Source organism: Kocuria palustris, from assembly GCF_016907795.1.
In the GTDB taxonomy this organism is placed as follows: Bacteria; Actinomycetota; Actinomycetes; order Actinomycetales; family Micrococcaceae; genus Kocuria; species Kocuria palustris.
On sequence record NZ_JAFBCR010000001.1, the window covers coordinates 613,480 to 634,351 of the forward strand.

A 20,872-nucleotide genomic window follows, 5' to 3' on the forward strand; every position below is an offset into this window, starting at 1 on the left:
GATCACGGAGCGCCGCCGCGCGAGATCAGCTCGCGGGCCAGCTGGCGGTAGGCATCCGCGCCCGTGTGGTTGGTCGCGAACGACGTGATCGGCTCGGCGGCGACCGTGGCGTCCGGGAACTTCACGGTGCGCTTGATGACGGTGTCGAAGACCTTGTCGCCGAAGGCCTCCACGATCCGGTCCAGCACCTCGCGCGAGTGCAGGGTGCGGGAGTCGAACATGGTGGCCAGGACGCCGTCGATCTGCAGCTTGGGGTTCAGCCGGTCCTGGACCTTCTCGATCGAGTCCACCAGCAGGGCCACCGCGCGCAGGGCGAAGAACTCGCAGATCAGCGGGATGATCACGCCGTGGGCGGCGGTCAGCGCGTTGACGGTCAGCAGCCCGAGCGAGGGCTGGCAGTCGATGAGGATGACGTCGTAGTGGTCCTCGACCTTGCGCAGCGCCGAGGCCAGCACCTGCTCGCGGGCCACCTCCGAGACCAGCTGGACCTCGGCGGCCGAGAGGTCGATGTTGGCGGGCATGAGGTCGATGCCCTCGGTCTCGGTCTCCAGGATCACGTCCCAGGGGTCGACCCCGCGCTCCATCATCACGTTGTAGATGGTCTGGTCGAGCTCGTGCGGGTTCGCGCCGAAGCCCGCCGACAGCGCGCCCTGCGGATCGAAGTCCACCATGAGGACCTTGCGCCCGGTCTCGGCCAGGGCCGCGCCCAGGTTGATGGTCGACGTCGTCTTGCCCACGCCGCCCTTCTGGTTGACCATCGCGATGATCCGCGCCGGGCCGTGGGAGTCCAGCTCGGGCGGGTCCGGGAAGCGGCGCAGCGGGCGCCCGGTGGGGCCGACCTTGCCGGTCTCGGCTTCGCCGAGCGCGGGGAACCGATCCTCGTTCTTGCTGCTCACTGTGGGAACCACTCCTGGTCTGGGGACGGCGTGCGAGCCGCGCCGACGCGTGCCCGCCTTCTCTGGCCAGTCACCCTACCGCCGCGGGGCGGGACCTGCATGGACGCGCCCGCCTGGCCGAGCGCTTCCGCGGCAAGGGCCAGGCGGCGCATGCACTGCCTGCCGGAACCTCAGGCGAGCTTCGACTGCTCGTGGCCCTCGAGTGCCTGCTCGGGGGCGGTCGGCGAGGCGTGCGGGTCCACAGCCATCTGCGCCTCGTCGAAGGGCAGCTTCCCGGACAGCACCTGGCTCACCCGGTCCCGGTCGATCTCACGGACCCAGGTGCCCAGCACCAGCGTGGCCACGGCATTGCCGGAGAAGTTGGTCAGCGCACGAGCCTCGGACATGAACCGGTCGATGCCCACGATCAGCCCCACGCCGTCGACGAGATCAGGACGGTGCGACTGCAGGCCGGCCGCCAGGGTGGCGATGCCCGCACCGGAGACGCCGGCCGCACCCTTGGAGGCGATGATCATGAACAGCAGCAGGGTGATCTGCTCGCCCAGTGCCAGCGGAGTGCCCATGGCATCGGCCACGAACAGGGCACCCATGGTCAGGTAGATGGCCGTGCCGTCGAGATTGAACGAGTAGCCGGTGGGCACAACGACGCCCACGACCGGCTTGGAGACACCCAGGTGCTCCATCTTGGCGATCAGCCGCGGCAGTGCCGCCTCGGACGACGAGGTCGAGAAGATCAGCAGGTACTCGCGGGCCAGGTACTTCATGAGCGAGAAGATGTTCACCCCGGTCACGATCTTCAGCATCAGGCCGAGGATCACGATGATGAACAGCGCGCAGGTGATGTAGAACGCGAGCATCAGCACCAGCATCGACGTGATGGCCTGCACGCCGGTGGCGCCCACCACGGCTGCGATCGCGCCGAACGCGCCGAGCGGCGCCAGCCACATGACCATCATCAGCAGTCGGAACACAACGGCCTGGATGTAGGTCACCGCCTTGAGCACGGGCCGACCGCATTCTCCCATGGCCTGCAGCGCGAAGCCCACGAGCAGTGCGACGAACAGGGTCTGCAGGATGTTGCCGGAGGTCAACGATGACACCAGCGTGGTGGGGATGATCGCCAGGAGGAACCCGACGGTCCCCTCCTCGGCACCGGCGCCATGGGAAGCGTCGGCGGGGACCTCGTACGTCGCGTTGCTCATGTCCAGGCCGGAGCCGGGCTGGACGATGTTGCCCACCACCAGGCCGATGGCCAGGGCGAAGGTCGACATGGCGATGAAGTAGGCCAGAGCCATGCCCCCGACCTTGCCGACCGTGGCCGCCTTGGCGATCGAGCCGACGCCCAGCACGATCGTGCAGAAGATGACCGGAGCGATCATCATCTTGATCAGCGCGATGAACCCGGTGCCGACGGGCTTCAGCGCCACTCCGACCTCTGGAGCGACCAGCCCCAGGACGGCACCGGCGACCACAGCGATGATCACGGCGATGTAGAGGGTGTGCGTGCGGTCCTTCTTCTTCCGGGGCGCTGTCGACGACGTCGGGCCCGGCTGCTCGGCTGCTGCCATGTGCTGCTCCTGAACGATGCGACGCCGGACGAGGCCGGCGGTGGGCGGTGCTGCGCCTCGCTCGGCGCCACAATCAGCTTGACGGGATCTGTGATGCACGTCTCGTTGTGGTCGTTGTGGTCGTGAGCGGGACCACAAGCGGGTCAGCGAGGTGGGAGACTTCGGGACACCCCGATCCGCACGAGGAGCTCCCATGTCCCTGGCCCGCCGCGTCCTGGTCCTGCAGCTGCTGCTGGTCCTTGTCCTAGCGGCCGTCTTCGGCGCCGTCCTCATCCAGCGAGCCGCCCAGGATGCCGACGAGCGAGCCCGCGAGATCAGCCGCACCATGTCCATAGCCCTGGCTGACGACCCGTTCGTGATCGAGCAGTCGGGTGCTGACGACCCCCACGCCCAGCTGCAGCCCCTGGCGGATGACCTCGTGCGCAGCACCGAGCTCGATTGGATCACCATCATGTCGCCAGAGGGCATCCGATGGACCCACCCTCGGCCAGAGATGATCGGACAGCGATTCCGCGGCTCGATCGAGGAAGCGCGCAGCGGGCAGGTCAGGGCCTCGACGGAACAGGGGCAGCTCGGCTTGTCGGCCCGCACCACCGCACCGGTGCGCGACGAGGACGGAGAGATCGTCGCTCTGGTCTCCACGGGGGTGCTGGTCGAGCACACCGCCGACGAAGTCTGGGCCGAGGCCCCGCTGCTGCTCGGGATGGCGCTGGCGCTGCTCGCAGCCGGGGCTGCGGCCCATCTTCCCCTGGCCCGCTACCTCTCCCAGCGCACCGGGGGACGGACTCCGGAGGAGCTGGCCGAGGCCGTCTCGGTTCAGGACGCCGTGCTCGAGCAGGCGGCCCAGGGCCTTCTGCTGATCGAGAACGGCAGACTCATGCTCGCCAACCCTCGAGCTCGTGAGCTGCTGGGCCTGACCGAGCCTGCCCTGGAAGCCCTCCAGCAGCCGGACGGGCGCAGCCTTGTCTACCGATGGGCCGATCGGCGACGTCGTCGAGGCATCCCCCTGGAGGAAGCGCGTCTGCCCCCGCAGCTGCAGGACCTGCTCACCGGGCAGCAGGAGGTCCGCGAGCAGTGGATCATGCACGGCGAGCGCACCCTGATCGTCTCCCTGCTGCGCGCGTCGGAGCCCTCGGCCGGAATGGTCGCGATCCTGCGCGATCACACCGAGCTCACCCGGCTGTCCGGACAGCTGCGTGCGACCACCACGATGGCCCAGGCGCTGCGCTCGCAGACCCACGAGCACGCGAACCGGATGCACACGAACGTCGCACTGCTGGAGCTCGGCGAATCCGAGCAGGCAAGGCGCTTCGCCGCCGCGGATCAGCAGCGCACCTTGAGTCTGGCCGGGGACGTCGGGGCAGGGATCGAGGATCCCGTGCTCACGGCCCTGCTGCTGGGCAAGGCCTCCGCGGCCCAGGAGCGCGGAGTCCGACTGGAGGTCCATGCGGCGGACGGAGCACCCGGACTTCCGCTGAGCGCATCGGAGACCGTGACCGTAGTGGGCAATCTCATCGACAACGCAATCGAAGCAGCCGTCGCCGCATCCGGTGCCGAAGGGCCGCTGGTGGAAGTCGAGATCGCGCAGGATGATGACGGCGCCGCGATCCTCAGCGTCGCGGATTCGGGGCCGGGCATCGAGGCGTCGGTGCGGGAGCGGATCTTCCAGCGCGGCGCCTCCACGAAGGATTCGGACACCGTGGGCGGCCACGGTGTGGGACTGGCACTCGTGAGCGAGATCGTCCACCGCCATCGCGGTGCGATCGAGGTGATCGACGACGGCGGCACGGCTTCGTGCTCAGCTTCCCCCTGGTCTCGAAGGAGGTTCGATCATGAGCAGGGAGCTGCGGGTGGTCGTCGTGGAAGACGAGCCGCTGACCCGGGACGCGCACCTGCGGTTCGTTCAGCAGGTACCGGGATTCGAGGCGGCGGGCAGTGCGGCCACAGCCGCAGAAGCCCTGCGAGCGGTGAGTTCGCTGCGTCGCGAAGGCCGCCCCGCGGACCTTCTGCTGCTGGATGTGAATCTCCCCGATGCCACCGGCATCGACGTCGCACGCCGGCTGCGCGCCGCCGGAGACGACGTGGACATCCTCGCGGTGACAGCCCACAGGGATGTGGAGACGGTTCGAGCAGCTGCCTCGCTCGGAGTCGTCGGCTACCTCGTGAAGCCCTTCACCCGCGAGCAGCTGCTGCATCGCCTGGCCGCCTATCAGCAGTACCGCACCAGTCTGCGGGGAGAGCAGCCGCTCGATCAGGAGGCGATCGATCGAGCACTCGATGGGCTTCGGCCATTCGCAGCCTCGGGCAGCCCCAAGGGCCTGTCCCCTGAGACGCTGGAGCGCGTGGCCCAGGAGCTGGCGGCACTGCCGTGGCAGTCGGCGGCCGAGGTCGCGGCTGGGACGGGCATCTCCCGCGTGACGGCTCGGCGCTATCTGGAGCACCTGACCGAGGTCGACCGCGCACAGCGCCGGGCACGCCGCGGCACGGTGGGCCGACCCGAGATGGAGTATCGGTCCTGCGGCGAGTGAGGGCCCCGCTCGACGGCACCCGTGGCACCGAAGGAGCGAAGACTCCCTGGTGGTCGATTGCACGCCCGGATAGCCTGTGGCGCACACCACCTCGAGGGCGTGCGCCAGGCCGCACCGAGGGAGGACTTCAGCATGGACGGCACCACGGCACCGGAGTGCATCACCCCTCCCCTCGGGCAGCCCCCGGCCGGAGACACGATCCGGGATCTCGCCGAGCGATCGGGTTGCCGCCTTCGGCGCGAACTCCGACGCCTTCGCGATCCTCTTCCTGGCCTGCGCCTCCCTGGGCGCGGTGCACGTGCCGGTGAACTTCGCTCTCAAGGGCGAGGAGTTGCGCCACATCCTGCGCAATGCGGACGTCGCCCTGATCGCCGCGGACCCCGCCCTGCTGGGCCTGGCCGAGGAAACGGCAGCCGATCTGACCCGCGAGCGCGGCGCCGAGGACCGGCCGCTGGTGGCCATGCCGCTGTACTACTCGGCGACTCTGCACGTGCTCCTCATGCCCTACCTGTGCCTGGGCGCCTCGATCCGCCTGATCGCCAAGCCGGACATCCCCGCCATGCTCGAGCTGGTGGAGCACGAGCACCTCTCCTCACTGTTTCTGGCCCCCACCGTGTGGGTCCCCCTGAGCTCGCGCCCTCAGCTGGAGACCCGCGCCCTGTCCTCGCTGACCCAGGCGCAGTACGGCGCTTCGATCATGCCGTCCACGGTGCTGCAGAGACTGCGCGACCGGTTCCCCAGGCTGGGCTTCTACAACTGCTTCGGGCAGTCCGAGCTGGGTCCCCTGTGCACCGTGCTTCGCCCCGAGGAGCACGACCTGCGCCCGACGTCGTGCGGCCGCCCGGTCTTCCACGTGGAGGCGCGCGTGATGACCGCCGACGGCACCCCGGCCGGTGCGGGTGAACCCGGCGAGATCCAATACCGCTCCCCGCAGCTGATGTCCGGCTACTGGGGGCGCCCGGAGCAGACGGAGGAGAGCTTCGCGGACGGGTGGTTCCGCTCGGGAGATCAGGTCACCCGCGATTCGATGGGCTTCATCGAGGTGGTCGACCGGATCAAGGACGTCATCAACACCGGCGGCGTGCTGGTGGCCCCGCGCGAGATCGAGGACTGCCTCTACCGACTGCCCGAGGTCGCCGAGGTGGCGGTGCTCGGACTTCCCGACGAGCGCTGGGGCGAGGCCATCACTGCGGTGATCGTGGTGCATCCCGACCAGCAGCTCACCGCGGAGACGGTCCGCCGGCACGCCCGCGAGCGCCTGGCCGACTACAAGGTGCCCAAGCGCGTGGAGTTCGTGGCCGAGCTGCCGCGCAACCAGTCCGGCAAGCTGCTCAAGCGCGAGCTGCGCGCTCAGCGCACGGCTCCGAGCGACTGACAGCGGCGGGGCGATCCGCCCGGCAGGATCGCCCCGCCGCGCACTCACCGGCCCCGCAGCACGGGCTCCAGTGCCTCCAGCACGGCCGGATCCTCGATGGTCGAGGGCACCGGCGCCTCCTGGCCATCGGCCATCTGGCGCATGGTCTTGCGCAGGATCTTCCCGGAGCGGGTCTTGGGCAGGGCCTCGACCACCGCGATCTGCTTGAGGTCGGCGACCGCGCCGATCTCCCGGCGCACAAGCTGCACGAGCTCCTCGCTGAGCTGCTCCTGCGAGGTCTCGATGCCCTGCTTGACCACCACGTATCCGCACGGGCGCTGCCCCTTGAGCTCATCGGCCACGCCGATCACGGCGCACTCGGCCACCGCGGGGTGCTGGGCCAGGGCCTGCTCGAGCGCACCGGTGGAGAGCCGGTGGCCGGAGACGTTGATGACATCGTCGGTGCGGCCCATCACGAAGACGTAGCCGTCCTCGTCGATCCGCCCGGAGTCGCCCGTGACGTAGTACCCGGGGAAGGCCTCCAGGTAGGCGCTGCGGAAGCGGTCGTCGCTGCCCCACAGGGTGGCCAGCGTGCCCGGCGGCATCGGCAGGCGCACGGCGATGTTGCCCTCCTCCCCCTGCGGCACCGGCTCGCCCAGCGGATCCAGGATCTCGATCTCGTAGCCCGGGATCGGCACCGTGGAAGAGCCGGACTTCAGCGGCAGCTGCTCCAGGCCCACCGGATTGCCGCTGATGGCCCAGCCCGTCTCGGTCTGCCACCAGTGATCGACCACGGGGATATCCAGCGCCCTGCCCGCCCAGCTCCAGGTCTCCGGGTCCAGGCGCTCGCCAGCCACGAACAGCGTGTCCAGGTTCGACAGATCGTGCTCGGCCACCAGCTCGCCCTCGGGGTCCTGCCTGCGGATGGCCCGCAGCGCGGTGGGGGCGGTGAAGAAGGCCTTCACGCGGTGCTCGGCCACCAGCCGCCAGAACGCACCGGCATCCGGGGTGCCCACCGGCTTGCCCTCGTAGAGCACGGTCGTGGCCCCGGCCAGCAGCGGCGCGTAGACGATGTAGGAGTGGCCCACGACCCAGCCCACGTCCGAGGCGGTGCACATGACCTCGCCGGGGCCGATGTCGTAGATGTTGGCCATGGACCAGCTCAGCGCCACGGCGTGGCCGCCGTTGTCCCGCACGACGCCCTTGGGGCTGCCGGTCGTGCCGGAGGTGTAGAGGATGTAGAGCGGATCGGTGGCAGCGACCTCGACCGGCTCGGCAGGCTCGGCGGCCTCGACCGCCTCCTGCCAGTCCACCCACTCCAGGCCGTCGACGGCCGCGCGCTCGCGCATGCCCGCGACGTCGTGCTCGAAGCCCTCGCGCCCGACCACCAGCACCGCAGACGGCTTATGCTCGGCCATCTGCACCGCCTCCTCCACGGAGGGCAGGTACTCGATGCGTCGCTTGGGCTCCACTCCGCCGGAGGCCGTGATGACGGCGCGCGGGGCGCAGTCGTCGATCCGCACGGCGAGCTCGCGCGGGGCGAAGCCGCCGAAGACCACCGAGTGCACCGCGCCCAGCCGGGCGCAGGCCAGCATGGAGATCAGCGCCTCCGGGATCATCGGGAGGTAGATGAGCACCCGATCGCCCTTCTGCACGCCCAGCTCCCGCAGGGCCCCGGCGGCCCGCGCCACCCGGTCCTGCAGCTGGGCATAGGTGATCGTCTCCTGCCGCTCGAGCACGGCGGAGTCGTAGATGATGGCCGCCTGATCCCCGCGACCGGCCGCGACGTGGCGGTCCACCGCATTGGCGCACGTGTTGAGCGTGGCCTCCGGGAACCAGCGGAAGATCGGGTCGCCGGAACCATCCAGCGCCCGGCTGGGCGGCGTCATCCAGTCGATGCCCTGGGCTGCCTCCAGCCAGAAGCCCTCCCGATCCTCGACGCTGCGCCGCCACGCCCCGGAGTAGGTGCCGTCGCCGGGCAGCGTGCGCTCGGCGGTTGTGGTGGGGCGGGGCTGGTCCGCGCTGTGCTGGCTCATGGATGCTCCTTGTCCGTGCTGTGCGTGGCTCGTGGGCCGGTCCGGTCCGGGGCGCCGCGCAGGCAATGCACGCGGTGCGCCGCCGCCGGGCCCGCCCGGTTCCATGTCCGCCACACTAGTGACTCAGCTCACTCAGCACCACCCCTGTGTATACATTGATGCCCATCGCCTGCTCGGCGACGTGACAGGAACCACGGTCCGTGGCAGGGTGTGTATACACAGCAGGCGCCGCGAGCACGTCGGGCGCGCACCGAGTCCCCGGGCGGAGAGGAGCACCATGCGAGCAGGTCAGCGCGTGCACCTCCAGCTGCGCACGGAGATCCTCAACGGAGATCTCGCCCCCGGGGCACCCCTGGGGGAGGTCGAGCTCTCCGAGCGCTTCGGGACCTCCCGCACGCCGGTGCGCGAGGCCCTGGGCCTGCTGGCCGCCGACGGCCTGGCCGAGCAGATCGGAGGCCGCGGCACGGCGGTCAGCCGGATCAGCGCCGCGGACATCGAGCCGCTGTTCGAGCTCCGCGAGGCCCTCGAGGTCAAGGCCGCTCGACTGGCGGCGGTGCGCTGCACGCCGGGCGACTTCGTGCACCTGGGCGAGGAGCTGCAGGGCATCTCGATCCAGCTGGACCAAGACCCCATCCCAGACGAGTACTACGAGCTCGTCGCCCGCATGGACCAGATGATCGACGACGCCGCGGCCAACCCCTGGCTCGTCACCGCCCTGGAGACCGTGCGCACCCAGCTCATCCGGGTGCGCCGGCTCTCGTCCCACGACCCGTCCCGGCTGGTCAGCGCCGCCCAGGAGCACGCCGCGATCGCCCGGGCCATCGCCTCCGGCTCCGAGCAGCTGGCCGAGGCCGCCGTGCGCCTGCACCTGCACCAGGCCCTGAGCGCAGCCCTCGAGAAGACCGAAACCACCGCATCAGAGAGGACGTCATGACCGTCAACCACACCGTGAAGGTCCACCCGTCATCGGCGCAGCTGCCCCGCGAGGAGCAGCTGGCCTGGAAGATCGCCGAGGTCGCCGCCGACCCGGTGGAGGTCTCCCCCGAGGTCACCGACATGGTGATCAACCGCGTGCTGGACAACGCCTCGGTCGCCATGGCCTCCGTGAACCGCGCGCCGATCGTCTCCGCCCGCGACCAGGCCCTGCGCCACCGCCCGGCCTCGGACGCCCGCGGCGCGCAGGTCTTCGGCGTGGACTCGGCCACCGCGGTCTCCCCCGAGTGGGCTGCCTGGGCCAACGGCGTGGCCGTGCGCGAGCTCGACTTCCACGACACCTTCCTGGCCGCGGAGTACTCCCACCCCGGCGACAACATCCCGCCGATCCTCGCAGTGGCCCAGCACACCGGCGCCAGCGGCGCGGACCTGGTCCGCGGCATCGCCACCGGCTATGAGATCCAGGTCGATCTGACCAAGGCCATCTGCCTGCACGCCCACAAGATCGACCACGTGGCCCACCTGGGCCCCTCCGCGGCAGCCGGCATCGGCACGCTGCTGCACCTGGCCCCGTCCGTGATCTTCCACGCGATCGGCCAGGCCCTGCACACCACCACGGCCACCCGCCAGTCCCGCAAGGGCGAGATCTCCACCTGGAAGGCCCACGCCCCGGCCTTCGCCGGCAAGATGGCCGTGGAGGCCGTCGATCGCGCCATGCGCGGGCAGACCTCCCCCACTCCCATCTGGGAGGGCGAGGACGGCGTGATCGCCTGGCTGCTGGACGGCAAGGACGCCTCCTACGAGGTCCCGCTGCCGGGTCCGAGCGAGGCCAAGCGCGCCATCCTGGACACCTACACCAAGGAGCACTCCGCCGAGTACCAGGCCCAGGCCTGGATCGACCTGGCGCGGCGCCTGCACTCCGAGCACCCGGAGATCGCGAACGCGGACAACGTCGACTCGATCGTGCTGCACACCTCGCACCACACCCACTACGTCATCGGCTCCGGCGCCAACGATCCGCAGAAGTACGACCCCAAGGCCTCTCGCGAGACCCTGGATCACTCGATCCCGTACATCTTCACCGTGGCGCTGCAGGACGGCGAATGGAACCACTCGGCCTCCTACGCCCCCGAGCGCGCGGGCCGTCCGGAGACGGTCGCCCTGTGGAACAAGGTCACCACGCAGGAGGATCCGGAGTGGACCCGCCGCTACCACTCCCTGGACATCTCCGAGAAGGCCTTCGGCGGCCGTGCGGAGATCACCCTCACCGACGGCACCCGGATCGTCGAGGAGATCGCCGTGGCGGACGCCCACCCGCTCGGCGCCCGTCCGTTCGCCCGCGAGCAGTACCTGACCAAGCTTCGCTCGCTGGCCGGGGGCGTCGTGGCGGAATCCGAGCTCGAGCGCTTCATCCAGGCGGCCGAGGAGCTGCCCAGCCTGGAGACGGGCGATCTCGGCGCGCTGAACATCCTGGCCTCCGTCGACCTGGCCACCGGACCCGAGGGGATCTTCTGATGCTGTACTCCCACGTCACCGCAAGTGAGAAGCGCAAGCGCTTCCGCGAGCTGCTCGCCGAGGGCCGCTGCGTCCAGTTCCCCGGCACGTTCACGCCGCTGGCCACGTCGATGATCCAGGAGAAGGGCTTCGACGGCGTCTACATCTCCGGCGGCGTCCTGGCCAACGAACTCGGCCTTCCGGACATCGGGCTGACCACGCTCACCGAGGTGGCGACCCGCGGCGGGCAGATCGCCCGCACCACGGACCTGCCCACCCTGATCGACGCCGACACCGGGTTCGGCGAGGCCATGAACGTAGCCCGCACCATCCAGGAGCTCGAGAACGCCGGGCTGTCCGGGTGCCACCTGGAGGACCAGGTCAACCCCAAGCGCTGCGGGCACCTGGACGGCAAGGCCGTCGTGGACCAGGACACCGCCGTGCAGCGACTGCAGGCCGCCGCCAAGGCACGGCGCGATCCGGATTTCGTGCTCATGGCCCGCACCGACATCCGCGCAGTGGACACCCTCGAGGCCACGATCGAGCGTGCCCAGGCGCTGGTCGAGGCCGGCGCGGACGCGATCTTCCCGGAGGCCATGAAGGACCTCTCCGAGTTCGAGGCCGTCGCCTCGGCACTCGACGTGCCGGTGCTGGCGAACATGACGGAGTTCGGCAAGTCCGAGCTGTTCACGGTCCAGCAGCTGCAGGACGCCGGGGTCTCCATGGTCATCTACCCCGTCTCCGCACAGCGCGCAGCCATGGGTGCGGTCGAGCGCCTGCTCGACACCATCCGGCAGGACGGCACCCAGCAGGCCGCTGTGCCCCAGATGCAGACGCGAGCGCGTCTGTACGAGACCGTCGACTACGACGGCTACAACCAGTTCGACAGCCAGGTCTTCGCATTCGACGTCCCAGGAGGCAAGTGATGAGCACTGCAGATCAGTCCACCCAGGAGCCCGAGGTCCACAAGGGCCTGGCCGGCGTCGTCGCCGATGTCACGGCCGTCTCCAAGGTCAACCCCGAGTCCAACTCCTTGCTCTACCGCGGCTATCCCGTCCAGGAGCTGGCGGCCTCGCGCACGATCGAGGAGGTCGCGCTGCTGCTGTGGAACGGCGAGCTGCCCACCGCGCAGGAGCTGACGGAGTTCGAGGAGTTCGAGCGGGCGCACCGCGACCTGAGCCCCGAGCTCAAGGCCGTGATCGACGCCCTGCCCACGGACTGCCACCCCATGGACGTGTGCCGCACCGCGATCTCCGTCCTGGGCGCCCAGCACCCCAAGGCCGAGGACGCCTCCCCCGAGGCGGAGCTGGAGAAGTCCAAGGCGCTGTTCGCGGCCATGCCCGCGGTGGTCTGCTACGACCAGCGCCGCCGCCACGGCAAGGGCCCGATCTCCGCCCGCGATGACCTCAGCTACAGCGAGAACCTGCTGTGGATGGCCTTCGGCGAGGAGGCCGATCCGGAGGTCGTCGACGCCTTCAACGTGTCGATGATCCTGTACGCCGAGCACTCCTTCAACGCCTCGACCTTCACGGCGCGCGTGATCACCTCCACGCTGGCGGACCTGCACAGCGCCGTGGTCGGTGCGGTCGGCGCGCTCAAGGGCCCGCTGCACGGCGGCGCCAACGAGGCCGTCATGCACACCTTCCAGGAGCTCGGCATCCGCAAGGACGAGTCGGAGGAAGACGCCGAGAAGCGGGCCAAGGAGTGGATGGACCAGGCCCTGGCCGAGAAGAAGAAGGTCATGGGCTTCGGCCACCGCGTGTACAAGAACGGCGACTCGCGCGTGCCGACCATGCAGGACGCCCTGTTCCGCATGCTCGATCACTACGACCGCCGCGAGATCCTGGGCCTCTACAACGGCCTGGCCCGGTCCATGGACGAGGCCAAGCAGATCAAGCCAAACCTGGACTACCCGGCCGGGCCCACGTACTGGCTCATGGGCTTCGACATCCCCACCTTCACCCCGCTGTTCGTGTGCGCCCGCCTCACCGGGTGGACCGCGCACATCATGGAGCAGCGTGCCGCGAACTCGCTGATCCGGCCGCTGTCGGCCTACAACGGCCCCGACGAGCGCCACCTGGACTGATCCTCGATCCGTCCTGACCGGGCCCCGCCGATCCCCAACGATCGGCGGGGCCCGGTCCGTTCGGGGACTTGCTCGTCGGGACCCGACGACAGCGCCTCGCCTCCGGCTCCCACAGAACACGGCGAGGGGACGCCGTCCGGATCTTCGTAGACTCTTCGTCATGCTCGAACTGCACCGCGCCACCGCCGACGACCTGACCGACCCGGTGCTGGACTCCCTCACCCGCATGATCGGCGGCTTCGTCAGCGACGGCGCAGCCCTCGGCTGGACCGACCCGCCCGCGCGGGAAGAGCTCGAGGACCTGCTGCGCGGCATCGTCGACGGCCCTGCCCACGACGCCTGCGGTCTGCGCCTGCGGCTGGAGCAGGCGCAGACCGCAGGCATCGAGCACCTCACCCTCGACCTGCGCGAGGGCAATGAGCGAGCCCAGCATCTCTACGCCTCGGAGGGCTTCCGGGAGTACGGCCGATTGGCGGACTTCGTGGCACCCGGCGACGGCACCCGCTGCGCCAAGATCTTCATGGTCCGCTCCTTCGCATGATCGTGAAGAGCCACCTCCAGGACTTCCTCCATGTCCCCTCCGGGCGCGGTCACCGCGGGCCTGCCGCACGCGTGGGGATCGGCATCGCGCTGCCCCTTCTGGCCGTCGTCCTGCTCGGGCGACTGGATCTGTGCGTGCACGTGATCTTCGGATCGCTCACGGGTGTGTTCGGACGCGCGGATGCACCGCGCCTGCGCTTCCAGCACCTGGCGATCGCAGGGGCGCTCATGAGCGGCAGCGTCATCGCCGGGGCGGCCTCGGCCAGCGCCGGGCTCGGCCCCTGGGCTGTGACGTTCGCAGCCGTCGTCGTGGCCGCCGTGCTGTCCGTCGTCTCGGACCGGCTGCAGCTGCGCCCGGCCGGCCCCTTCTTCTACCTGTACGCCTTCACCACCGTCGCCGGTGTGCCCGGACAGGGACGGCTCGGGGAGGCCGCCCTCGCCGCCGTGGCGAGTGCGGCGCTCGTCGTGGTGCTGGGATTCCTCCTGGCCACTCCGCCCCGCAGCGCGCCCGACGGCATGGCGGCCCCGCCCCTGCAGCCGGTGGCCTGGCCCGAGGCGCTGGCGCGGGCCTCTCGCTATGCCGTCGCCGTCGGCCTTGCCGGTGCGGCGGCCACCGCCAGCGGCCTGGGCCATTACCACTGGGCGATCCTGGCGGCGACCGCTCCGATCGCCGCTGCGGATCTCGCCGGGGCGGCGAACCGGGTGGTCCACAGCGTCATCGGCACCTTCGCCGGCGTGGCCCTGACCGGTCTCCTCCTGCTGATCGACTGGAGCCCGCTGGGCCTGGCCCTGCTGCTGGCGGCGCTGCAGTTCGCCAACGAGCTCTACGCGGTGCGCCACTACAGCCTGGCCCTGGTATTCCTCACGCCGGTGGCGCTGATGATGACGAGCTTCGTGGTCGCCACCCCCGCCCGCGAACTGATCGGCGATCGCGTCGTGGAGACGGGCATTGGAGCCGCCCTTGCCCTGCTGCTGGTCGGTGCCACCAGCGGGATGCGCAGCCTCAGCGGGCGCGCGGGTGGGCCATGGCCCACACCTCGCGCAGAGAATCGGCCGTGACCAGCGTGTAGACCTGCGTGGTCGTCACCGAGGCGTGCCCCAGCAGCTCCTGGACCACCCGCAGATCCGCCCCGCCCTCGAGCAGGTGCGTGGCGAAGGAATGGCGCAGCGTGTGCGGGCTGACCTCCACGCCCTCGGCACTCAGCCCTGCGGCCTCGGCGGCCTGGGCCACCGTGTTCCACACCGTCTGCCGGGAGATCCGCCCGCCGCGCTGATTGAGGAAGACCGCGGCATCGGCCTTCCCCTTGGCCGCCAGCTCCGGCCGGCCGCGCACCATCCACGCCTCCAGCGCGGCGACGGCGGGCCGTCCCAGCGGCACCATGCGCTGCTTGGAGCCCTTGCCGAACAGCCGCAGGAACGGCAGCCTCGACGGCTGCTCCCCCGACCTCAGCGCCGCCGACAGGTCGTCGACGTCCAGGCCGATGACCTCGGAGGCGCGCGCCCCCGTGGAGTAGAGGACCTCGAGCAGCGCCCGATCGCGCAGCCCGGCAGGCGTGGACGGATCCGGCGCCTCGAGCAGCCGCGTGATCCGCTCGGCGGAGATCGCCTTGGGCAGCCGCGTCCCCGGCGTGGGCGGCGGGACCTGGGCGGCGGGATCGTGCTCGGTGAGATCCTCGAGCAGCCAGAAGCGATGCGCACCGCGCACCGCCACCACGACCCGGGCGGCGCTGCGAGCGCTCAGCCCCGCGCCGTCAGCACCGCCGTCGGCCGCCTCCTTCGGCGGTGCCGGGCGCTGCAGCCAGCGCACGAAGCCGGTGACATGGGCGACCGTGATCTCCCGCGGATCATCGACCGGTGGTGCCTGCGCGCCGTCGCCGATCTCCGTCACGAAGCGGACGTAGCGCGCCAGATCCCGCCGGTACGCCGCCAGGGTGTTGGCCGCCAGGCCTCGCTCGACCGCCAAGTGCTGCAGATAGCGCTCGACCGCCCGCTGCACCCCTGAGGGGGAAGCGGGCGGTCGAGACGCGAGGGACACCGGAGACACCTGGATGCCGAGGACGACGCCTCAGCGGGCATCCGGCGGCGTGATGGTGGCGGGAGTCACCCCGTCGGTGCCGCGCAGCCCGGGATGGGCAGGCCACGCGGCATCGGCCGGGCGCAGCGAGGACCAGCCTGCGGCGCGCGAGGCGTGGGCGGCCAGCACCCCGGTGACCAGGTTGGGGTTGTGCAGGCTGCCGTCGAGCACGGCCGCCACGGCGTCGTCGAGCGGGACCCACGTGGCGACGATCTCGGACTCCTCATCCTCGCGCTCGAACTCCTGCTCCAGGGTGGTGAGCTCCCGTGCCAGGTAGATCCGCAGAGACTCCGCTGAGGAGCCGGGGCTGTTGTGGAACTCGACCAGGGTGTCGAGGCGCCCGGCGGACAGGTCCGCCTCCTCCCCCAACTCGCGAGCCGCGGCCTTGGCCGGGTGCTCGCCCTCCACATCGAGGATGCCTGCGGGGATCTCCCACTGCGTCATCCCCACGGGGTGGCGGTACTGGCGGATGAGCAGGACGCGATCCTGATCGTCCAAGGCCAGGATCGCCACAGCACCGGGGTGGGTGATGAAGTCGCGGGTCATTCGGGGACCGTCGTGGGAGAGCTCCACCTGCTCCGAGACGACGTCCCAGATCCGGCCCTCGTAGACCGTCTCGGAAGCCAGGACGCGCCGCGGATCCACGCGATCCGTCAGCTCCCCGGCACCCAGTTCCACGAACTCCATGGGGCTCAGCGCTCCGGGGACTCGTCCGTGCGGGAGGCCTGGCGCTCCAGGCCGGCCTTGACCAGCCCGGCGAACAGCGGGTGGGCCTTGGTGGGACGCGAGAGCAGCTCGGGGTGGGCCTGCGTGGAGACGTAGTACGGGTGAGTCTCCCGCGGCAGCTCCACGAACTCGACCAGGGTGCCGTCGGGCGAGGTGCCCGAGATGACCAGACCGGCCTCGGTGAGCTGATCGCGGTAGTCGTTGCCGACCTCGTAGCGGTGGCGGTGGCGCTCCTGGACCTCGGTGGCGCCGTAGGCCTCGGCCACGACCGAGCCCTCCGTGAGCCTGGCCGGGTACAGGCCCAGTCGCATGGTGCCGCCCAGATCGCCGGCGCCCTCCACGAACTGCTCCTGCTCGGCCATCGTGGCGATCACGGGAGTGGCCGTGTCCGGGTCGAACTCGGTCGAGGAGGCGTCGTGCAGGCCCACGACGGAGCGGGCGTACTCGATGACCATCGACTGCAGGCCCAGGCACAGGCCCAGGGTGGGCAGGCCCGTGGTGCGCGCGTAGGTCAGCGCGCCGAGCTTGCCCTCCAGGCCGCGGATTCCGAAGCCGCCGGGCACGCAGATGGCGTCGACGTCGCCGAGCTCCCGCGCTGCGCCCTCGGGGGTCTGGCACAGGTCCGAGGCCACCCACTTGATCTTCACGCGGGCGTCGTTGGCGAAGCCGCCGGCGCGCAGCGCCTCGGAGACCGACAGGTAGGCGTCCGGCAGGTCGATGTACTTCCCGACCAGCCCGATCGTCAGGTAGTGCTTGGGCTCGTGGACGGCGCTGAGCAGCTTGTTCCAGTGCGAGAAGTCGGCCTCGGTGCGCTCCATCCCGAAGTAGTCGAGGATGGAGCCGTCCAGGTCCTGGCCGTGCAGGGTCTTGGGGATGTCGTAGATGCTCGGGGCATCGGCGCAGGAGATCACGGAGTCGATGTCGACGTCGCAGGCGTCGGCGATCTTGGCCCGCATGGAGTCCGGCAGGTCGCGATCGCAGCGCAGCACCAGGCCGTCGGGCTGGATGCCGAGGTTGCGCAGCGCAGCCACCGAGTGCTGGGTGGGCTTGGTCTTCAGCTCCTTGGCCGGGCCGATGTACGGGATCAGCGACACGTGCAGGTAGAACACGTTGCGTCGGCCGATGTCGCGGCGGACCTGGCGGGCGGCCTCGATGAACGGCTGCGACTCGATGTCGCCCACGGTGCCGCCGATCTCGGTGATGATCACGTCCGGGGCCTCCTCGCCCTCCGGCACGTGATCGGCGTGCCAGCGCATGCGCGCCTTGAGCTCGTCCGTGATGTGCGGGATGACCTGCACGGTCTGGCCCAGGTACTCGCCGCGGCGCTCCTTGGCGATCACGGAGGAGTACACCTGGCCGGTGGTCACGTTGGAGGAGGCGTCGAGGTCCTCGTCGAGGAAGCGCTCGTAGTGCCCGATGTCCAGGTCGGTCTCGGCGCCGTCGTCGGTCACGAAGACCTCGCCGTGCTGGAACGGGTTCATGGTGCCCGGATCCACGTTGAGGTAGGGATCGAGCTTCTGCATCGTGACCTTGAGGCCGCGGGCCTTGAGGATCATCCCGAGCGAGGAGGCCGTCAGCCCCTTGCCCAGGGACGAGACCACACCGCCCGTCACGAAGATCTGCCGGGTGACCTTGCCGGTGGAGCCGGAGGTCTCTGTCTGCGTATCGCCAGCCGTTGCGGCGGCATTCTGAGCGTTCACCACGGGGTTCGAGCCTATCACTGGACGGTCGGGGGGTCTGCGAGGGGGTGGGGAGGGGCGCTAGGCCGAGGCATCGCGCAGCAGCTCGCGGGCGTGCTCCTGGGCCGCCTCGGAGTCCTCGTGGCCCGCCAGCATGCGGGCGAGCTCGATGACGCGCTCGTCCTGCGAGAGCACGCTCACATCCGAGACGGTCGAGTCCGAGCTCTTGGTCACGAGCACGTGCTCGTCGGCGAAGGCCGCGACCTGCGGCAGGTGCGTCACCACGAGCACCTGCACGTTCCGGGCCAGCATCTTCAGGCGCCGGCCGATCTCCAGGGCGGCCTTGCCGCCCACGCCGGAGTCGACCTCGTCGAACACGAACGTGGGCACGGGGTCGACGGCGGCCAGCACGACCTCCAGCGCCAGCATCAGGCGCGAGAGCTCACCGCCGGAGGCGCCCTTGCCCAGAGGCCGCGGCGAGGCATCGGCGTGAGCTCGCAGCAGGAACTCGACGGTGTCGCGGCCCCAGCGGTCGAAGCGCTGCGACGGCTCCACGGAGACGATCAGCGCGGCATTGGGCATGGCCAGCGCCTTGAGCTCGGTGCCGACCTCCTGCGCGAGCTGCTCGGCGGCACGGCGACGGCGCTGCGTGAGCTCGCCCGCCTGCGCTTCGAGGGCCTCCAGCAGCTGATCGCGCTGCGCGCTGAGCTGCTCCTCGCGGTGGGGATCATCGCCGAGGGACTCCAGCCGGGTGCGAGCGGTCTCGGCGAAGGCGAGGACCTCGTCGATGTCCGCGCCGTAGGTCTTGGTCAGCCCGCGCAGGGCCGCGCGCCTGGCCTCGACCTCGGCCAGCCGCGCGGGGCCGTCCTCGTCCAGGCCGGTCGCGTAGGCGGAGAGGTCCGCGGCGACGTCGTTGGTCAGCACGGACAGCTCGCGCACGCGCTGTGCCAGCTGCTCGAGCTCGGGATCGGAGTCGGCCTCCTGGTCGAGGGCGGACAGCGCCCGGTCCACGAGCAGGATCGACGACGCCGCGTCCGGATCCTCCTCGCTTCCCGACAGCGCTGCGTGCGCGGTCATGGAGGCGGCGCGCAGCGACTCGAGGCTCGTGAGCTTCTGCGATTCGGCGTTCAGCGCCTCGTCCTCGCCGCTCACCGGCTCCACGGCGTCGATCTCCTCGAGCGCGGCCCGCAGCGACTGCGCCTCGAGCGCCCGCTCGCGCCCCTTCTCCCGGATCTCGGAGAGCTCGGCCTCGACGGCCTCGAACGACGACAGCGCCGCACGGTACTCGCCCAGCAGCTCCTCGAAGCCCCGGCTCTCGGCGGCCTTCTTCCGACCGCGTGCCGGGCCGGTGTCGTGCACGGCGGCGAACGTGTCCAGCGCATGGCGCTGCGCGGCCGCCGAGGTCAGCCGCAGCTGATCCGACTGCCCGTGCACGGCCACCAGGGTCTCGCCGAGCTCGCCGAGCCGAGCCACCGGGGCGCTGCGTCCGCCCACGTGCGCCCGCGAGCGCCCCGTGGCGGCCACGGTGCGGCTGAGCTGCAGGGAGGCGCGGTCCTGCTCGTGGTCGACGTCTCCCCCGGCGTCCTCCACCAGGGCCACCGCGGCGTGATCGGACGGGACGTTCACGACGGCCTCCGCCACGGCCTTCTCTGCGCCCACGCGCACAGCGCCGGCGTCGGCGCGGCGCCCCAGCAGCATGCCCAGGGCGGTCACGACCATGGTCTTGCCCGCGCCGGTCTCGCCGGAGAGGATCGTCAGCCCCGGCCCCAAGGGCAGCACGGCATCGGTGATCACCCCGAGATCGCGGATGTGGATCTCCTCGATCATGAGCCCTCCTCCGGACGATCGGCCTGCGGGATCTCCTGGCCCACGGACAGGTGCTGAGGCGTGCCCGGCTCCTGGTAACGGATCGTGGTGCGGTAGTCCGGCTGCACGATGGGCAGGGTGGAGGTGGCGTCCGAGATCTCGTCCCGCTCCACGGGGCCGCGCCAACCTGCGGTCGGCAGGCCGAACTTCTTGACCAGGCGCTCCGAGAACGGCGTGCGATGCATGCGCGCCAGTGTCACGGGCCGCTCGGCGCGGGTGACCTCGATGCGCGATCCCGGAGGCAGCTCGACCGTGCGGCGGCCGTCGCACCACAGCACGCCGCGGGCATCGGTGCGGGTGAGCACCTCCAAGGCGACCATGGACGACGGCGAGACGACCAGCGGTCGCGAGAACAGCGCGTGGGGAGACAGCGGGACCATCAGCAGCGCCTCGACCTCCGGCCACACGACCGGTCCCCCGGCGGAGAACGCGTAGGCGGTCGAACCGGTGGGTGTGGCCATGATGACGCCGTCGCAGCCGAAGGACGACAGGGGCCTGCGGTCCACCTCGGTGACGACCTCGAGCATCTTCTCGCGGTCGCCCTTCTCCACCGAGGCCTCGTTCAGCGCCCAGGTGTGCAGCACGGGGCGTCCCGCGTGCCAGACCCGCACGTCCAGGGCCATGCGGTCCTCGACGGTGTAGCGGCCGTCGACGACGGCCTGGACCGTCTCCGCCAGGCCGGAGCGCTCGGATTCGGCCAGGAACCCCACATGGCCCAGATTCACACCCAGCAGCGGGACCTCGACGTCGCGGACGACCTCCGCGGCGCGCAGGATGGAGCCGTCGCCGCCGAGCACGACCACCAGCTCGATGTCCGACAGCGCGCAGTTGTCCGGCACCACTCCCACCGGGGGCAGCTCGTCCACCTCCGGGGCGCGCAGCATGGCGTCGCGGTCCTCGGCGGTCAGGACGCCCTCCACGCCGGAGTCGGCCAGCTGGCGCAGGGTCTGCTGGGCTGCGACCCGGGCCTCCGGACGTCCCATGTGGGCGAGCACCAGGATGCGTCGTGAGGCGGGCGCGCGCATGCCGGAGTCGTCGATCATGCGCTCCACCCTACGTCCTCCGACCGACGGCACACGGAGGGCCCGGTTC

At 70.7% G+C, this 20,872-nt stretch carries 16 protein-coding genes and 1 pseudogene; 9 read left to right on the plus strand and 8 right to left on the minus strand.

Annotation, left to right across the window (positions count from 1 at the left end):
- Positions 1–2 precede the first annotated feature (2 nt).
- Positions 3–896, minus strand: coding sequence for an AAA family ATPase (locus JOE55_RS02610; protein ID WP_204781941.1), 894 nt, complete (start codon positions 894–896; stop codon positions 3–5).
- A gap of 170 nt (positions 897–1,066) precedes the next feature.
- A complete protein-coding gene (locus JOE55_RS02615; protein WP_204781942.1) occupies positions 1,067–2,464 on the minus strand; it encodes a cation:dicarboxylate symporter family transporter in 1,398 nt (465 codons plus the stop codon).
- Positions 2,465–2,789: 325 nt separating this feature from the next.
- On the opposite strand from JOE55_RS02615, the pseudogene JOE55_RS13535 reads away from it, so the two are divergent.
- The 3 genes and pseudogenes from JOE55_RS13535 to JOE55_RS02635 all read left to right on the plus strand — a co-directional run.
- Positions 2,790–4,241 (plus strand): annotated as a pseudogene (locus JOE55_RS13535) (sensor histidine kinase); the annotation flags it as partial.
- 55 nt (positions 4,242–4,296) lie between these two features.
- Positions 4,297–4,992, plus strand: coding sequence for a response regulator (locus tag JOE55_RS02630; protein WP_204781943.1), 696 nt, complete (start codon positions 4,297–4,299; stop codon positions 4,990–4,992).
- A 76-nt stretch (positions 4,993–5,068) separates the two neighbouring features.
- Entirely contained in the window at positions 5,069–6,367 is a 1,299-nt protein-coding gene (locus JOE55_RS02635; RefSeq protein ID WP_204781944.1) for an AMP-binding protein, read from the plus strand.
- Between the two features lie 44 nt (positions 6,368–6,411).
- Here the strand turns inward: JOE55_RS02635 and JOE55_RS02640 are convergent, their stop codons facing one another.
- Positions 6,412–8,382, minus strand: coding sequence for an acetate--CoA ligase (locus JOE55_RS02640; RefSeq protein WP_204781945.1), 1,971 nt, complete (start codon positions 8,380–8,382; stop codon positions 6,412–6,414).
- A gap of 277 nt (positions 8,383–8,659) precedes the next feature.
- Between JOE55_RS02640 and JOE55_RS02645 the strand changes: the two genes are divergently transcribed.
- The 6 genes from JOE55_RS02645 (at position 8,660) to JOE55_RS02670 (ending at position 14,494) form a co-directional block, all read left to right on the plus strand.
- Complete coding sequence (locus JOE55_RS02645) at positions 8,660–9,316, plus strand: GntR family transcriptional regulator (RefSeq protein WP_204781946.1); 657 nt, start codon at positions 8,660–8,662, stop codon at positions 9,314–9,316.
- Positions 9,313–10,830 carry an MmgE/PrpD family protein gene (locus JOE55_RS02650; protein WP_204781947.1) on the plus strand — a complete coding sequence of 506 codons (1,518 nt, stop codon included), beginning with the start codon at positions 9,313–9,315 and terminating at the stop codon, positions 10,828–10,830. The genes JOE55_RS02645 and JOE55_RS02650 overlap by 4 nt, the downstream gene beginning before the upstream one ends.
- A complete protein-coding gene (prpB, locus tag JOE55_RS02655) occupies positions 10,830–11,735 on the plus strand; it encodes a methylisocitrate lyase (RefSeq protein ID WP_204781948.1) in 906 nt (301 codons plus the stop codon). Before JOE55_RS02650 ends, prpB begins: the two co-directional genes overlap by 1 nt.
- Positions 11,735–12,895, plus strand: coding sequence for a bifunctional 2-methylcitrate synthase/citrate synthase (locus tag JOE55_RS02660; protein ID WP_006215828.1), 1,161 nt, complete (start codon positions 11,735–11,737; stop codon positions 12,893–12,895). The genes prpB and JOE55_RS02660 overlap by 1 nt, the downstream gene beginning before the upstream one ends.
- Positions 12,896–13,055: 160 nt before the next feature.
- Positions 13,056–13,436, plus strand: a complete 381-nt coding sequence (locus JOE55_RS02665) for a GNAT family N-acetyltransferase (RefSeq protein ID WP_204781949.1) — start codon at positions 13,056–13,058, stop codon at positions 13,434–13,436.
- Positions 13,433–14,494 carry an FUSC family protein gene (locus JOE55_RS02670; protein WP_204781950.1) on the plus strand — a complete coding sequence of 354 codons (1,062 nt, stop codon included), beginning with the start codon at positions 13,433–13,435 and terminating at the stop codon, positions 14,492–14,494. Before JOE55_RS02665 ends, JOE55_RS02670 begins: the two co-directional genes overlap by 4 nt.
- On the opposite strand, the gene JOE55_RS02675 is transcribed toward JOE55_RS02670, so the two are convergent.
- Genes JOE55_RS02675 through JOE55_RS02695 form a run of 5 tightly spaced genes read right to left on the minus strand, consistent with a single transcriptional unit; the run spans position 14,439 to position 20,823 of the window.
- A complete protein-coding gene (locus JOE55_RS02675; RefSeq protein WP_420870975.1) occupies positions 14,439–15,479 on the minus strand; it encodes a site-specific tyrosine recombinase XerD in 1,041 nt (346 codons plus the stop codon). The two genes, JOE55_RS02670 and JOE55_RS02675, sit on opposite strands and share 56 nt — an antisense overlap.
- Positions 15,480–15,500: 21 nt before the next feature.
- The gene (locus tag JOE55_RS02680) at positions 15,501–16,196 is read right to left on the minus strand and encodes an NUDIX domain-containing protein (RefSeq protein ID WP_024290208.1); all 696 of its coding nucleotides are present in this window, start codon (positions 16,194–16,196) and stop codon (positions 15,501–15,503) included.
- Positions 16,197–16,201: 5 nt separating this feature from the next.
- Complete coding sequence (locus tag JOE55_RS02685; protein WP_029643737.1) at positions 16,202–17,956, minus strand: CTP synthase; 1,755 nt, start codon at positions 17,954–17,956, stop codon at positions 16,202–16,204.
- A gap of 39 nt (positions 17,957–17,995) precedes the next feature.
- Complete coding sequence (gene recN, locus JOE55_RS02690) at positions 17,996–19,741, minus strand: DNA repair protein RecN (protein WP_204781952.1); 1,746 nt, start codon at positions 19,739–19,741, stop codon at positions 17,996–17,998.
- On the minus strand, positions 19,738–20,823 hold the full coding sequence (locus JOE55_RS02695; RefSeq protein WP_239546402.1) for an NAD kinase: 1,086 nt from the start codon (positions 20,821–20,823) through the stop codon (positions 19,738–19,740). Before JOE55_RS02695 ends, recN begins: the two co-directional genes overlap by 4 nt.
- Positions 20,824–20,872: the final 49 nt, after the last annotated feature.